Annotated in this window: 14 protein-coding genes and 1 tRNA gene; 10 read left to right on the top strand and 5 right to left on the bottom strand. The window is 72.8% G+C overall.

What is annotated here, in order from left to right; genetic code table 11:
• Nucleotides 1-55: 55 nt before the first annotated feature.
• Entirely contained in the window at nt 56-1,735 is a 1,680-nt protein-coding gene (locus tag HA073_RS05455; RefSeq protein WP_166455824.1) for a phospholipid carrier-dependent glycosyltransferase, read from the bottom strand.
• 92 nt (nt 1,736-1,827) lie between these two features.
• On the opposite strand from HA073_RS05455, the gene rsmI reads away from it, so the two are divergent.
• On the top strand, nt 1,828-2,667 hold the full coding sequence (gene rsmI / locus HA073_RS05460; RefSeq protein ID WP_064447607.1) for a 16S rRNA (cytidine(1402)-2'-O)-methyltransferase: 840 nt from the start codon (nt 1,828-1,830) through the stop codon (nt 2,665-2,667).
• A gap of 60 nt (nt 2,668-2,727) precedes the next feature.
• Here the strand turns inward: rsmI and HA073_RS05465 are convergent, their stop codons facing one another.
• On the bottom strand, nt 2,728-3,555 hold the full coding sequence (locus HA073_RS05465) for a hypothetical protein (RefSeq protein ID WP_205796080.1): 828 nt from the start codon (nt 3,553-3,555) through the stop codon (nt 2,728-2,730).
• Nucleotides 3,556-3,682: 127 nt separating this feature from the next.
• Between HA073_RS05465 and metG the strand changes: the two genes are divergently transcribed.
• Nucleotides 3,683-5,485: a methionine--tRNA ligase gene (gene metG, locus HA073_RS05470; protein ID WP_166455825.1), complete on the top strand. Its 1,803-nt coding sequence runs from the start codon at nt 3,683-3,685 to the stop codon at nt 5,483-5,485.
• Between the two features lie 57 nt (nt 5,486-5,542).
• On the opposite strand, the gene HA073_RS05475 is transcribed toward metG, so the two are convergent.
• Complete coding sequence (locus HA073_RS05475) at nt 5,543-6,394, bottom strand: alpha/beta fold hydrolase (protein ID WP_043326820.1); 852 nt, start codon at nt 6,392-6,394, stop codon at nt 5,543-5,545.
• 61 nt (nt 6,395-6,455) lie between these two features.
• Nucleotides 6,456-7,700 (bottom strand): hypothetical protein, encoded by a 1,245-nt coding sequence (locus tag HA073_RS05480; protein ID WP_166455826.1) that lies wholly within the window; start codon nt 7,698-7,700, stop codon nt 6,456-6,458.
• Between the two features lie 81 nt (nt 7,701-7,781).
• Between HA073_RS05480 and HA073_RS05485 the strand changes: the two genes are divergently transcribed.
• The 6 genes from HA073_RS05485 to HA073_RS05510 all read left to right on the top strand — a co-directional run bounded on the left by HA073_RS05485 (nt 7,782) and on the right by HA073_RS05510 (nt 13,674).
• On the top strand, nt 7,782-8,687 hold the full coding sequence (locus HA073_RS05485) for a TatD family hydrolase (protein ID WP_166455871.1): 906 nt from the start codon (nt 7,782-7,784) through the stop codon (nt 8,685-8,687).
• A gap of 79 nt (nt 8,688-8,766) precedes the next feature.
• A complete protein-coding gene (rsmA, locus tag HA073_RS05490; RefSeq protein ID WP_166455827.1) occupies nt 8,767-9,636 on the top strand; it encodes a 16S rRNA (adenine(1518)-N(6)/adenine(1519)-N(6))-dimethyltransferase RsmA in 870 nt (289 codons plus the stop codon).
• A gap of 84 nt (nt 9,637-9,720) precedes the next feature.
• Entirely contained in the window at nt 9,721-10,674 is a 954-nt protein-coding gene (locus HA073_RS05495) for a 4-(cytidine 5'-diphospho)-2-C-methyl-D-erythritol kinase (RefSeq protein WP_043326815.1), read from the top strand.
• A 63-nt stretch (nt 10,675-10,737) separates the two neighbouring features.
• A complete protein-coding gene (locus HA073_RS05500; RefSeq protein ID WP_166455828.1) occupies nt 10,738-12,537 on the top strand; it encodes an ABC-F family ATP-binding cassette domain-containing protein in 1,800 nt (599 codons plus the stop codon).
• Between the two features lie 97 nt (nt 12,538-12,634).
• A complete protein-coding gene (locus tag HA073_RS05505; RefSeq protein WP_043326811.1) occupies nt 12,635-13,090 on the top strand; it encodes a DUF4383 domain-containing protein in 456 nt (151 codons plus the stop codon).
• Between the two features lie 116 nt (nt 13,091-13,206).
• Nucleotides 13,207-13,674, top strand: coding sequence for a DUF4383 domain-containing protein (locus HA073_RS05510; RefSeq protein ID WP_043326810.1), 468 nt, complete (start codon nt 13,207-13,209; stop codon nt 13,672-13,674).
• Nucleotides 13,675-13,698: 24 nt separating this feature from the next.
• On the opposite strand, the gene HA073_RS05515 is transcribed toward HA073_RS05510, so the two are convergent.
• Entirely contained in the window at nt 13,699-14,367 is a 669-nt protein-coding gene (locus HA073_RS05515) for a TetR/AcrR family transcriptional regulator (protein WP_043326808.1), read from the bottom strand.
• A gap of 78 nt (nt 14,368-14,445) precedes the next feature.
• Here HA073_RS05515 and HA073_RS05520 point away from each other — a divergent pair, with 78 nt between their 5' ends.
• Complete coding sequence (locus tag HA073_RS05520) at nt 14,446-15,183, top strand: resolvase (protein WP_166455829.1); 738 nt, start codon at nt 14,446-14,448, stop codon at nt 15,181-15,183.
• 47 nt (nt 15,184-15,230) lie between these two features.
• Nucleotides 15,231-15,301: transfer RNA gene (locus HA073_RS05525), tRNA-Gln, on the top strand.
• Nucleotides 15,302-15,323: the final 22 nt, after the last annotated feature.

Below are 15,323 nucleotides of genomic sequence, written 5' to 3' on the forward strand. Positions count from 1 at the left end.
GCTTCCCCCGTGGCAGGCGATCGGGGCGCGCTTCTTTGTGCCGGCGCCCGCGCCTCTAGATCCAGCGGCCGTCCAGCCACATCCGCGCCGACCACTCCGCGTACGGCAGCACCCGGCCCACGAAGATCGGGTAGAAGTACGCGAAACAGAGCGCCACCAGCAACACATAGGCGCCCGCGATGATCCCGCCCACCATCCGCCGATCCCGCAGCTGCTGCGGATCGGGCGGCGCGGCCGTAGCGGCCGTCGCGGTTACCGGCGCCGGAGTGGTGATCGCGCCGAGCACATAGACCACCGCCAGCACCAGGAACGGCACCGCGGGCGCGGCGTAGAAGGAGAACATCGTCCGGCCGTCGAGCGCGAACCAGAACCACGGCAGCAGGCCGGCGGCGATGCTGAGCAGGATCGCGCCCGCCCGCCAGTCCCGCCGGGCCAGGCCGAGCCAGGCGGTCGCGGCGATCGCCGGCAGGAACGACCACCACAGCAGCGGCGTGCCCAGCAGCAGCACCTCCGACGCGCAGCTCGGCGCGCCACAACTGCCGTCCCCGGACCAGTGGAACGCCACCGGGCGGCCGAGCAGCAGCCACTGCCACGGCCAGGACTGGTACTTGTGCGGGTCGTCGAGCTGGGTGTGGAAGCCGTACGAGGCCTTGTGGTATTCCCACAGGTTGTTCAGCGCCCCGATGAACGGGGTGTCGCTCAGCTCCGGGTTGTTCGGGTAGCGCTCGGCCAGGCGGTAGTAGCCCTCGTCGCTGAGCAGCCAGCCCGACCAGGTCGCGACGTAGGTGACCACCATCAGCACGCCGGCCGCGAGCAGCCAGGGCAGCTCGTCCAGCACCGCGTCACGCCACGGACGGCGAACCCCTGCCGAACGGCGGACCCCCACCTCCCAGAACAGCACCAGCAGCGCGAACGCCGGCACGAAGTAGATCGCGCTCCACTTGACCGAGCAGGCGCAGCCGAGCAGCACCCCGGCCGCCAGCCGCCACCACGGCCAGTTCCGCCAACCGGACGGAGGCCGCCCGGCCCGCCCCGGCCGGGTCGGGTCGAGCCCGGCCTCCAGGGCCCGCGTCCAGCGCCGCCGCCGGGCGTCCCGGTCGAGCACCAGCGCGCCGAACGCGGCCAGCACGAACAGCAGCAGGAAGATGTCGAGGATGGCCGTGCGGGACAGCACCAGGTGGAACCCGTCGAGCGCGAGCAGCAGGCCCGCCGCGCAGCCCAGCACCGTGGACCGGAACATCCGCCGGCCGATGCGGACCAGCAGCAGCACCGACAGCGTGCCGGCCACCGCCGCGCCGAACCGCCAGCCGAACTCCGGCGACGTCGTGATCAGGTGGCCCGGCACCGAGACGCCGCTGTCCGCGTCCTGGTAGCCGAAGGCCCACTCGCCGATCCCGATCATCCACTTGCCCAGCGGTGGATGCACCACGTACGAGGGGCCGTTGTCCTTGTAGTTCCACTCGACGCCGCGGTCGATCAGCCCGTACGCGTCCTTGGCGTAGTAGGTCTCGTCGAAGACCTTGCCGGGCGGGAAACTGAGCCCCACGAAGCGCAGGATCGCCGCGATCGCCACCACCACGGCTGTGGCCAGCCACGCCTGCCCCCGACCGATGCGGTCGTCGACGGTGGCGAGCCGGCGCCGCACGGCGGCGGGCAGCCCGCCCCCGCTGCCGTCGCCGCGCTCGGCGGTGGAAGGGTCCGGGTTCGCGCTCTGTGCTGTCGACGCACTCGTCACCCGGCGATCGTAGGCTGCGAGGGTGCCCGGTGGCGTCCATCGTCTCCGAAATTGGTACGACCATCGATGAGGGAGCACGCGCCGTGGGGGAAATGTCCGAGGTCGGACGGCTGGTGTTGCTCGGCGCGCCGCTGGGCAACCCGGCCGACGCGTCCGCCCGGTTCCGGGAGGTGCTGGCCGTCGCCGACGTGGTCGCCGCCGAGGACACCCGGCGGCTCACCCGGCTCGCCCGCGACCTCGACGTGACGGTGCCCGGCCGGATCGTCTCCTACTTCGAGGGCAACGAGGAGCGGCGCACCCCGGAGCTGGCCGAGGTGCTCGTCGCCGGCTACACGGTCGCGCTGGTCACCGACGGAGGCATGCCGAGCGTCTCCGACCCCGGATACCGGCTGGTCCGGGCCGCCCTGGACGCGGGCGTGCCGGTCACCGCCGCGCCCGGGCCGAGCGCCGTCACCACCGCGCTGGCGCTGTCCGGGCTGCCCTGCGACAGGTTCTGCTTCGAGGGCTTCCTGCCCCGTACCCCCGGCGCCCGCCGCTCCCGCCTGCGGGCGCTCGCCGCCGAGGACCGCACGCTGGTGTTCTTCGAGGCGCCGCACCGCATCGCCGGCGCGCTGGCCGACCTGGCCGAGGCGTTCGGCGCCGACCGGCCCGCCGCGCTCTGCCGCGAGCTGACCAAGACGTACGAGGAGGTGGTCCGCCGTCCGCTCGGCGAGCTGGCCGAGTGGGCCGCCGACGGCGATCCCCGGGGTGAGATCACGCTCGTCGTGGCGGGCGCGCCGGCCACGCCCGCGGTCCGGCCCGACGACGACACGCTGCGCGCCGCGGTGGCCGAGCGCGAGGCGGCCGGGCTGTCCCGGCGCGACGCGATCACCGAGGTCGCCACCGCGTACGGGCTGCGGCGGCGCGAGGTGTACGCGGTGGTGCACAGCTGAAAGGAAGGGCCCCTTCTTAACGCCTGCGGTAGAGGAAGGGCCCCCTTTTAACACCTCACCTCACCAGGCGGCGGCCAGGAACCCGACGGTGATCAGCGCCGGCCCGGCCAGCGCCAGGCCGACCGCCCAGCGCCGCTGCCGCTCGTCCGCGAGCCGGGTCGCGCCGGTCCACCGGGCGATCCCGGCGGCGCACCCGGCCACCAGCGCCAGCCCGAGCAGCCAGCGCAGGTGCTGTCCGGGGCCGGTGTCCGCGTAGGCGGTCGATCCGTCCGGCCCGGTCATCCGGGCCGGCAGCAGGGTGCCGGTGGCGGTCCGCCCGGCCGGCACGCCACTGACCCGTACGCCGTGGGCCTGGAACCGGTCGCCGTCGGCCAGGAAGATCCCCCGGCAACGCTGGGTGAGCCCGCCGCCCGCGCACTCGGTGATCATCACGGTGCCGCCTGTCGAATGCCCCGCGGCCAGCCAGAACGGCCCCGCGCTCACCCAGGCGAAGAACGCGGCGAGCAGGCTCAACGCCAGCAGCACGGCGAGGCCGACGGGCGGGGTCGGCGGGAGGACCGGGCGGGCCGGCGCCCGCCGGCCCGGTGGCCGGGCGGGGAGCGGGTGCGGCTCGTCGCGCAGCGGCGTGCCGTCCCAGTGCACCTCCTCGATCGGCGCCCAGCCGCCCGCCTGCGCGGCCCTGCGCTGCCAGCGGGGCTGCCGCACCGGCACCCGGCTCGGCACCGCGTCCACCGGCGCGCCGGTGGTCGGCTCCACCTCGACCGGCGGGTCCGCCGGGTCGAGCCGGGGCTGCGGCGCGACGGGCGCGCCCGCCGGGGCGGGTCGCGCCCGCCGGGTGGTGGCCGCCGACGGCTCCGGCGCCGCTGGTCTGTTGGTCACGATGTTCATTTCACACCGGTACGCCCGGCTTGCGGTGAAGCTCACGCCGCGTGTCGGCGACAAATCGGACGTACGGCCGGCGCCTGCCGCCCATTGGTTCGCGGCCCGCCCACCGCAATCACTAGGCTTGCTGCTCATGAGTCACGTTCTCGCCGCGGTCGCCTGGCCCTACGCCAACGGCCCGCGCCACATCGGCCACGTATCCGGATTCGGCGTTCCCTCCGACGTCTTCGCCCGGTACATGCGGATGGCCGGCCACGACGTGCTCATGGTCTCCGGCACCGACGAACACGGCACCCCGATCCAGGTGCAGGCCGACGCCGAGGGAGTCACCCCGCGCGAACTGGCCGACCGCTACAACCGGGTGATCGCCGAGGACCTGCGGGCGCTGGGCCTGTCGTACGACCTGTTCACCCGCACCACCACGCGCAACCACTACGCGGTGGTGCAGAAGCTGTTCACCGGCCTATACCGCAACGGCTACATCGTCCCGAAGGTCACCACCGGCGCGATCTCCCCGTCCACCGGCCGGACGCTGCCCGACCGCTACATCGAGGGCACCTGCCCGATCTGCGGCTACGACAGCGCGCGCGGCGACCAGTGCGACAACTGCGGCAACCAGCTCGACCCGATCGACCTGATCGACCCCAAGTCGAAGATCAACGGGGAGACGCCGGAGTTCGTCGAGACCGAGCACTTCTTCCTCGACCTGCCCGCCCTGGCCGACGCGCTGCGGCAGTGGCTGGACAACCGCGAGGGCTGGCGCCCCAACGTGCTGCGGTTCTCCCGCAACCTGCTCGACGACCTCCAGCCCCGGGCCATCACCCGCGACCTGGAGTGGGGCGTGCCGATCCCGCTGGACGACTGGCGCGACCGGCCGGACAAGCGGATCTACGTCTGGTTCGACGCGGTCATCGGCTACCTGTCCGCGTCCATCGAGTGGGCCCGCCGCACCGGCGACCCGGAGGCCTGGCGCAAGTGGTGGTCGGCGGACGGGGAAGGGAAGGACGCCCGCTCCTACTACTTCATGGGCAAGGACAACATCGTCTTCCACTCGGTGATCTGGCCGGCGCTGCTCGGCGGCTACTCCGGTGAGGGGGCCCGCGACGGCGAGCCGGGCGAGCTGGGCCGGCTCAACCTGCCCACCGAGGTCGTGTCCAGCGAATACCTCACCATGGAGGGGCGGAAGTTCTCCTCCTCCCGCAAGGTGGTCATCTACGTCCGGGACTTCCTGGAGCGCTACGACGCCGACGCGCTGCGCTACTTCATCGCGGTGGCCGGCCCGGAGAGCAACGACACCGACTTCACCTGGGCCGAGTTCCTGCGCCGCAACAACGACGAACTGGTCGCCGGCTGGGGCAACCTGGTCAACCGGTCGGTGTCGATGGCGGCGAAGAACTTCGGCGCCGTCCCGCCGGTCGACCCGGCCGGGCTCACCGAGGCCGACCAGGCGCTGCTGGACACCGCGAAGGCGGGCTTCGCCACCGTCGGCGACCTGATCGCCCGGCACCGGCAGAAGCAGGCCATCGGCGAGGCCATGAAGGTCGTCGCCGAGGCCAACAAGTACCTCTCCGAGCAGGCGCCCTGGAAGCTCAAGGGTGAGGACGACAAGCCCCGCATGGGCACCATCCTGCACGTCGCCCTCCAGGTGGTCAGCGACGCCAACACGCTGCTCACCCCGTTCCTGCCGCACTCCGCCCAGAAGATCCACGAGCTGCTCGGCGGCACCGGCACGCACGCCCCGATGCCGGTGATCGAGGAGGTCGACGACCTCGACGGCGGGCCGTCGTACCCGGTGCTGACCGGTGACTACACGGTCGGGGCGCGCTGGGAGTCCGTACCCCTGGAGGTGGGCCGGCCGCTCGCGGCGCCGAAGCCGGTGTTCCGCAAGCTCGACCCGTCCATCGTCGAGGAGGAGCTGGCCCGGCTGGCCGGCTGAGCACGCGCGCGAACCGCGGCCCCGGGGATCTCCCCGGGGCCGCGATCGTCCGCCGGGTCAGGCGGTCGCCATGCTCGGCTTGCCGATGAACTCCATGATGGCCTTGTTGACCTCGGTGGGATGGGTCCACGGCGTGCCGTGCGGCGCACCCTTCAGCGTGACCAGCTTGGCGTCGGACAGCATGTTCACCAGCCGCTGGCCCGTCACCGGGAACGGCAGCACGTTGTCCTTGTCGCCCTGGATGATCAGCACCGGCACGTCGATGTTCGGCAGGTCACCGCGGAAGTCGGTCTGCCAGGCGTCCACCGAGTCGTGGGTGCCCTTGGCCGACGCCTGCGCGCCGATCTGCCAGTGCGCGTGGTACGCCTCGTCGCTGACCAGCTTCCCCCGGTTCTCGCTGGCGTTGAAGAACGCGTCGCAGAACTGGGTCAGGTAGGCGAACCGGTCCTGGATGATCGCCTTCTGGAACCCCTCGAACATGCTCTTGTCGACGCCCTCCGGGTCGTCGGGCGTCTTCAGCAGGTACGGCGCCAACGGGGCCAGCAGGACCGCCCGGTCCACCCGGTCCGACCCGTACGCGCCCAGGTAGCGGGTCACCTCACCGGTGCCCATCGAGTGCCCGACCAGGATCGCGTTGCGCAGGTCCAGCTCGGTCATCAACACGTCCAGGTCGGCGGCGAACGTGTCGTAGTCGTAGCCCATGGCCGGCTGCGCGGAGTTGCCGAACCCACGCCGGTCGTACGTGATCACCCGGTACCCGGCGTTCAGCAGCGGACCGCTCATCTTCTCCCAGGTCGCCCCGTTGAACGGGAAACCGTGGATCAGCACGATCGGCTGACCGGAACCGTGATCCTCGTAGTACAGGTCGATGGGTGCGGAGTTCTCCGTACCGACGGTGACGAAAGGCATGTCGGGATTCCCCCTCAGCGCGGGCTTCTCGGACCCCAACGGCTTCCCGACCTGCCCCCGTCTATGCGTGCCGGGCCGGATAGGGCAGGTCCACCACCCGGTCATCGGTCAGCTCGCCGCCCGGCGCCCAGACCTCGTACACGCCGCGTTCCAGACACTGAGCGCCGGTCGCGGCCACCGCGTCCGGATCCGGGCGGCGCAGCCGCAACCGCAGCCAGCCGCCCTCCTCCCGCAGCACCAGGCACGGCGCCCCGCGCCAGGTCGCCGTGCGCAGCCGCCGGGCCGCCGTGTCCACCGGGTAGCGGGCCGCCCGGGTCATCGCCAGCACCCGGAACCCGCCCGGCTGGTCGGCCACCGCCTCGTACTCCGAACCCGCGTACGTGCCGACGAGCCGGGTCGAGCGCGGCGCCTCGCCGGTCGGCACGTACTCCTGATCGGCGGCCAGGCCGGGCACCGCGGCGAGCAGGTGCCGCCACTGCGGACCCGCCAGGCGCAGCCAGCCCCGCTGCTCCGCCTGGTAGGTGTAGAGCACCACCTCCACGCCCTCGGCCGGATAGGCCAGCAGCGTGGCGTTCGCTGGCATCGGCAGGTCGGCGAACTCCCGGGTGACGAACTCCGGCACGAGCTGCGCGCTGCTCGGCACGAACCCGGTGCCCAGCACCGGCGGCCCCAGCCGGTCCCGGGGCGGCAACGCCATGAGGCCGCGGTGCGCCTCGCCCACCGGCACGTCGTAGTCGGCCGGGTCGGCGGCCCGCCAGCGCAGCGCGTACGCCACGTCGCCGCCCTCGGAGTCGCCCCGCAGCACCGCCATCCCGGCCGGTGTCCGCAGGTGCGCCACGTCGTGCTCCCGGTAGCAGAAGCCGTGCGGCAGCCACCCCCGCACGTAGCCGGCGAGCTGGCGGGCGGAGAGCACCTTCACCATCCGGGTGCCGGGCCGGATCACCGCCGAGGCCCGCACCGCGGCCAGCGTCGGGTCACCCGCCGCCCCCGGCTGCTGGCTGAGCCGGTGTACGTACGCCCAACCCCGGTCCCGGTGCACCGGCATCAGCAGCGGCGCGTCCGTCTCGTCGGCCGTCCCAGGACCCCCGTGCACCGCGTCCACCTCGGTCGCGTGCACGAACCGGCGCCACGGATAGCCGCCCCCGGGCCGGGGACACCACTCGAAGCCAGGTGCCTCGTCGGCGCTGAACAGCTCGTACGCCGCGCCCCGGGCGATCTCCTCGGCCGGGTGCACCCGGCCGGCGTACGTCACGCGCAACCCGGCCCGGTCGGAGGCGGGCCCACCGGCATGGTCGGTGACTGTCACTCCGGGACGCTAAGCCCGCCAGATGTGGGGCGTGTGAACGGCCGGTGGCGGTCCGGGAACGCCGGCCCGCGCCGGTGTGTGATGCTGGCCGCGATGACCGAGCAGACCGAGACCCGCAAGCAGCGCGCCGCCCGCCGGGCCGGGGAGTTCCCGCCCGCACCCGAGCCGCTGCCCGTACCCGTGCCGGACAGCCACACCCACCTCGACATCACCGTCGGCGAGTTCGGCACACCGCCGGGCGGCGCCTCCGGCGAGGACCCGGTGGCCGCCGCGATCGCCGTCGCCGCCCGGGCCGGCGTGGACCGGCTGGTCCAGGTCGGCGTGGACGTCGACTCGTCCCGGTGGGGCGCCGACGTCGCCGACCGGTACGCAGCGGTGCTCGCCACCGTCGCGCTGCACCCGAACGAGGCGCCCCGGCTGGCCGACCTGGACGAGGCGCTGCGCGAGATCGAGACGCTCGCCGGCCAGGACCGGGTCCGCGGCGTCGGCGAGACCGGGATGGACTTCTTCCGTACCGGCGAGGAGGGGCGCGCCGCGCAGGAGGAGAGCTTCCGGGCACACATCGCCATCGCGAAGCGGCACGGCAAGGCGCTGGTCATCCACGACCGCGACGCGCACGCCGACGTGCTGCGCGTCGTCGACGACGAGGGCGCCCCGGACACCGTGGTCATGCACTGCTTCTCCGGCGACGCCGACTTCGCCCGCGAGTGCGTCCGGCGCGGCTTCCTGCTCAGCTTCGCCGGCACCGTCACGTTCGGCAGCGCCGCCGCGCTACGCGAGGCCGCCGCCGTCACCCCGCCGGAGCAGATGCTGGTGGAGACCGACGCGCCGTACCTCACCCCGATGCCGCACCGGGGACGGCCCAACGCCTCGTACCTGATCCCGCTGACCGTCCGCTTCCTCGCCGAGACCACCGGCGCCGACCTGGACACCCTCTGCGCCGCCATCTCCACCAACGGTGAGCGCGCGTTCGGCCCGTGGCGTTAAGAAGGGGCCCCTCCATATCGCGAGGCGTTAAGAAGGGGCCCTTCCTTCCCCTCGGGCGGGGGCGCTTACGCTACGGGGCGTGACCGGACTCCTCGGCCCGGCGGAGATCCGGGAACTCGCCGCGCGCCTCGGCGTCACGCCGACAAAGAAGCTCGGCCAGAACTTCGTGCACGACCCGAACACCGTGCGCCGCATCGTCACCACCGCCGGGCTGACCCCGCACGACGTGGCGCTGGAGGTCGGCCCCGGCCTCGGCTCGCTCACGCTCGCCCTGATCCCGGTCGCCGCGCACGTGCACGCCGTGGAACTCGACCCGGTGCTCGCCGCCGCGCTGCCGGAGACCGCCGCCCGCTTCGCCGGCGAGGCCGCCGGGCGGCTCACCGTCCACCCGGCCGACGCGCTGCGGGTCACCGCCGCCGACCTGGCCGACCCGGCACCGACCGCGCTGGTGGCGAACCTGCCCTACAACGTCGCCGTGCCGGTCGTGCTGCACCTGCTCGCCGAGCTGCCCACACTGCGGCACGGCCTGGTGATGGTGCAGAAGGAGGTCGCCGACCGGCTCGTCGCCGGTCCCGGCTCCAAGGTGTACGGCATCCCGTCGGTCAAACTCGCCTGGTACGCCCGCTCCCGGGCCGCCGGCAAGGTCCCGCCGAACGTGTTCTGGCCGGTGCCGAACGTCGACTCCGGTCTGGTCGCGTTCACCAGGCGCGAACCGCCCCGGCCGGACGTACCCCGGAAGGCCGTCTTCGCCGTCGTCGACGCCGCGTTCGCGCAGCGCCGCAAGACGCTGCGCGCCGCCCTGGCCGGCTGGGCCGGCGGCGCGGACCGGGCCGCCGCGGCGCTCGCCGCGGCCGGCGTGGACCCGTCCGCACGCGGCGAATCGCTCACCGTGGAGCAGTTCGCCGCCATCGCCGCGTCGGCCCCCGACGGCTCCGCCGCCGAGCAGTAGGCTGGCGCCGTTGCCCGACCCCGCCGAGGAGCTGACCGTGCAGAAGCCGTTCGACATCCGCCCGCGTCCAGGGGAGCGCACCCGGTGACCGAGGCATGGCGACCGGAGGACGAGGACGGGCAGCGGCGCGGGGCCAGCGGCCCGGTCAAGGTGCGGGTGCCCGCCAAGGTCAACCTGCATCTCGGGGTGGGACCGCTGCGCCGTGACGGCTACCACGAGCTGAACACCGTCTACCACGCGATCTCCATCTACGACGAGCTGACCGCCCGGCGCGGCGACACCCTCACCCTCACCATGGAGGGCGAGGGCGCCGGGGAGCTGGCGCTGGACGACACCAACCTGGCGCTGCGCGCCGCGCACGCGCTCGCCGGCTACGCGGGCGTCGCCCCGCACGCCCGGCTGCACCTGCGCAAGCAGATCCCGCTCGCGGGCGGGCTCGCCGGCGGCAGCGCCGACGCCGCCGCCGCGCTCGTCGCCTGCGACACGCTCTGGGGCACCGGGCTGTCCCGCGACGAACTGGCCGGCATCGCCGCCGACCTCGGCTCCGACGTGCCGTTCCTCATCCACGGCGGCACCGCGCTCGGCACCGGCCGCGGCGAGACGGTCAGCCCGGTGCTCGCCCGCCCCACCTCCTGGCACTGGGTGGTGGCGATCGCCGACGGCGGCCTGTCCACCCCGGCCGCCTACCGGGAACTGGACCGGCTACGCGACGCCGGGGCCGCCGGGACGCCGCTGGGCAGCACCGACGCGCTGCTCGCCGCGCTGCGCCAACGCGACCCGCGGGTCCTCGCCGCCACGCTCGGCAACGACCTCCAGGCCGCCGCGCTGACCATGCGCCCGTCGCTGGCCGAGACGCTCAAGGCCGGCGAGGCCGCCGGCGCGCTCGCCGGCATCGTCTCCGGCTCCGGACCCACCTGCGTCTTCCTCGCCGCCGGCGAGTCCGACGCGGGGCGGATCGCCGCCGAGCTGACCGCCGCCGGGGTGTGCCGGGAGGCCCGCGTCGCGCACGGACCGGTCGCCGGCGCCCGCGTGGTCTGACGCCCCGTACCCTTGACTCAGGCGTCCCGGGCCCCGGGACGCCTGAGTCGTGAAAGGTGGGGAATGGCCAACATCGTCAACCTGGACCGGGTGTCCAAGGGGTACGGCGCCGCCGGGCCGCTGCTCACCGAAGTCTCGCTCGGCCTCGACGACGCCGACCGGGTCGGCGTGGTGGGCCTCAACGGCGCCGGCAAGTCGACGCTGCTGCGGCTGCTCACCCGCACCGAGGAACCCGACGACGGCCGCGTCACCCACCGCCGCGACCTGCGCGTCGCCTGGCTGCCACAGCGCCTGGACCTGGCCCCCGACCTCACCGTGCGGGACGTCGTGCTCGGCACCGCCTGGCTCGGCGAGAGCATGGGCGCCGAGCACGAGTGGGCCGGCGACGCGGGCGTGCGCGCCATCCTCGACGGCCTCGGCATGCCCCACCTCGGCCTGGACACGCCGGTCGGCCCGATGTCCGGCGGGGAACGCCGCCGGGTCGCGCTCGCCGCGCTGCTGGTCCGCGACGCCGACCTGCTCGTCCTCGACGAGCCCACCAACCACCTGGACGTCGGTGGCGTCGACTGGCTGGCCCGGCACCTCGTCACCCGCAAGGGCGCGCTCGTCGTGGTCACCCACGACCGCTGGTTCCTCGACGCCGTCTGCACCACCACCTGGGAGGTCGCCGACCAGACCGTCCGGGCGTATGAGGGCGGCTTCGCCGCGTGGACGCTGGCCCGCGTCGAGCGGCAGCGCGTGGCCGCCGCCACCGAGGCCCGCCGGCAGAACCTGCTCCGCAAGGAGATCGCCTGGCTGCGCCGCGGTGCCCCGGCGCGCACCTCCAAGCCCAAGTTCCGCATCGACGCGGCGAACGCGCTCATCGCCGACGTCCCGGAACCCCGCGACACCATGTCGCTGCAACGGCTCGCCACCGCCCGGCTCGGCAAGCAGGTGTACGACCTCGAACACGTGCGGCTGCACGCCGGCCCGAAGGAGATCCTGCACGACACCACCTGGCAGGTCGGGCCCGGCGACCGGGTCGCGATCCTCGGGCGCAACGGCGCCGGCAAGACCACCCTGCTGCGGATGCTCGCCGGGGTGACCGGCCCCGACGGCGGGCGCTTCGCCGCCGGGCAGACCGTCCGCCCCGCGTTCCTCTCCCAGGAACTCGCCGAACTCCCCGGCCACCTGCGCGTGCTGGAAGCCGTCGAAGAGGTGGCCCGGCGCGTGCAGTTCGGCGACCGGGAGATCAGCGCCGCCCAGCTCGCCGAGATCTTCGGCTTCGACGACCGGCGGCTCTGGACCCCGGTGAGCGACCTGTCCGGCGGGGAACGCCGCCGCCTGCAGATGCTGCGCCTGCTCGCCGGGGAACCCAACGTGCTCCTGCTCGACGAGCCCACCAACGACCTGGACACCGACACGCTCGCCGCGCTGGAGGACCTGCTCGACTCCTGGCCCGGCACGATCGTGGTGGCCAGCCACGACCGCTACCTGATCGAGCGGGTCACCGACGTCGCGTACGGCATGTTCGGCGACGGCCGGCTGGTGCACCTGCCCGGCGGCGTCGACGAGTACCTGGCGCGCGCCGCCGCGGCCGGCGGCCCGGCGCCCGCCGACCTCACCCCGGCCACCGCGGCGCCGGCCCGCGAGGGCATGTCCGCCGCCGAGGTACGCACCGCGAAGAAGGAACTCAACCGGCTGGAACGGCAGATCGCCAAGCTGGAACAGAAGGAGGCGGCCCTGCACGAGCAGCTCGCCGCGAACGCCACCGACTACGCCCGGGTCGCCGAGCTGGACGCACAGCTCAAGGAGGTACGGGCCGAGCGGGACCGCACCGAGGAGACCTGGCTGGCCCTGGCCGAGGAGCTGCCGGGCGGCTGACCTGCCGCCGGGGTGGGGGGTGTGCGGCGTCACTGACCGGCGTACGGGACAATCACCGGTGGAACCCTCGTCCGAACGGTCTTTTGGAGACGCAGAGATGGCCCACACCCCCGTCAACCACCCCGCGCGGCCGATCTACCGGGCGATCGGCGGGATCGTTGGTCTGTACTTCGTCGTCTTCGGCGGCCTCGGCGTCATCGCCAGCGCCGGTGGCGATTTCTTCGCCCAGGACGACACCAAGGTTCTCGGCCAGGGCACCAACATGGCGTTCTCGCTGGTGTCGGTGCTCGTCGGCGTCGTGATCCTGGTCGGCACCGCGATCGGCCGCAACCTCGACGTGGCGATCAACCAGTGGCTGGCCTACACCCTGATGGTGATCGGCCTGGGCTCGCTGGCGTTCCTGCAGACCGACGTCAACATCTTCAACTTCTCGATCATGACCGACGTCGTGGTCCTGACCCTGGCGCTGGTGCTCCTGATGGCCGGCATGTACAGCAAGGTCGGCTCCGACGAGGAGCACGAGGCATGGCAGAAGGCCCGCCTGGTGCTCTGATCCCTCCTCGTACGAAGGCCCGGCGCGCCGCGCGCCGGGCCTTCGGTGTTTTCCGGACGCGAACGGACAACCCAGGCGACAATTGCCCCGAATCAGTCGCACGACTGGAGGGCACCATGGCGCACTTCCCGGTGAACCACCCCGCGCGGCCCCTCTACCGGGTGCTGTCCGGGCTCATCGGCCTCTACATCCTCGTCTTCGGCGTCTACGGCGTCTTCCTGACCTGGGGCGAAGGGCTGTTCGGCCGGGGCAGCAACTGGGCGCTGGGCCTGCGCACCAACCTGGCCTTCTCGCTGGTCTCGGTCGTCTTCGGCGCGGTCCTGCTGGTCGGCGCGTCCCGCCGCACCAATCTCGGCCACTACATGAACCTCACCGCCGGCGTGGTCTTCCTGGTCACCGGCATCCTGATGATGTCGGTGCTGCAGACCTCGGCGAACTTCCTCAACTTCTCGATGTCCACGGTCATCGTGTCGCTGCTGTTCGGGCTGATCCTGCTCGCCACCGGCCTGTACGACAAGGTCGGCACCGCCGAGCACGCCGAGGAGGAACGGCAGCGCCGCTACCACCCGATCGGCGAGCGCTGACGCGGCTGTTGCGCTGACGCGGCGTCAGCCCCGGGGGATCGGCCCGGGCTTCGACTCCAGGTGCGACAACCCGTTCCAGGCCAGGTTCACCAGGTGCGCCGCCACCGTCTCCTTGCGCGGCTTGCGCACCTCCAGCCACCAGCGCCCGGTCAACGCCACCATGCCCACGAGAGCCTGGGAGTAGAGCTCGGCGAGCTTCGGGTCGTACCCCCGGATGGAGAACTCGCCCGCCAGGATGTGCTCCACCTGGTGCGCCACGTCGTTCATCACGCTGCTGAAATTGCCGGTCGCCGACATCAGCGGCGACTCCCGGACCAGCACCCGGAACCCGCTGGTCTCCTCCTCGATGTAGGTCAGCAGCGTCAACGCGGCCTGCTCCAGCAGCTCCCGCGGATTGCCCGCGGTCAGCGCCGTGGTGATCCGGTCCAGCAGGGCCCGGACCTCCCGGTCCACCACCACCGCGTAGAGCCCTTCCTTGCCGCCGAAGTGCTCGTAGACCACCGGCTTGGACACCTTGGCGCGCGCCGCCACCTCTTCGATCGAGGTCGCGTCGAACCCGCGCTCGGCGAAGATCTGCCGGGCGATCGAGATCAACTGCTCGCGCCGCTGCGTCGCGGACATCCGCACCCGGGACGGCTTCGCCGCCGGCGCGGGCCGCCGCCGGGCGCGGTCACTGCCGGGAACGTCGGTCACCCGCCCCATCCTGCCAGGCGAGGCGTACGCGGTCCGACCGGACGCCTCGTTGTCGTACGTACGTTCTAGCCTCCGAGGGTGGCTCTCGGTGATCATTCGAACGCGCACGGCTCGTACCGTGGTCGAAAGCCGGAACTGCACGCCCAGGCGCTGGCTCTGCGGCGCGCCGGTTGTCCCGTCGGGGAGATCGCCGCGCGGCTCGACGTCTCCAAGTCGACGGCTTATCTCTGGACTCGGCACCTGCCGCTCGACCCGGCGTTGGTGCGGCGGCGTCGTCAGGCCGCGCAGCGGGCCCGATCTGATGCGCAGTGGGGCGCGCACCGGGCGGCACGCGACGCGGCCAGGGCGGAGGCGGTCGCCGCGTCCGCCGAGTGGGTGCGAGGGCTGGGCTTGCGCGAACTGCTGCTGATCGGGGCGGCCATCTACTGGTGCGAAGGCGGCAAGGCCAAGCCGTGGCGCCCGCACGACTGCAGGATCAAGTTCGTCAACAGCGATCCGATGCTCGTGGCCCTGTTCCTGCGCTTCCTGGATGCCGTCGAGGTGCCGCCGGAGGATCGACGCTTCCGGGTCAGCATCCATGAGACGGCTGACGACGCGGCGGCGGTCCGGTGGTGGGCGGCGCGGGTGGGTGTGCCCGCTGATCGCTTTCAAGCCACCACCATCAAGAGGCATCGTCCACAGACGACACGGAAGAACGTCGGAACCGACTATCACGGCTGCCTGACCATCCATGTGGTGGGCGGAAGCCGGCTCTACTGGAGGATCGAGGGGATCATGAAAGGAATGAGCAATGAAGATCCACCACGTGACCGGTAAGGTGTAGGCAGCCGGCGGGCAGCTTGCCTTTTGCCCGTTTTCGACCATCCCGGGTCGTCTAATGGCAGGACGTCAGGTTTTGGTCCTGATTATAGGGGTTCGAATCCTCTCCCGGGAGCTTCTGCTGTTTGCCCTCCCGC

The sequence above is a fragment of the Micromonospora sp. CMU55-4 genome (assembly GCF_011602315.1).
In the GTDB taxonomy this organism is placed as follows: Bacteria; Actinomycetota; Actinomycetes; order Mycobacteriales; family Micromonosporaceae; genus Micromonospora; species Micromonospora chalcea.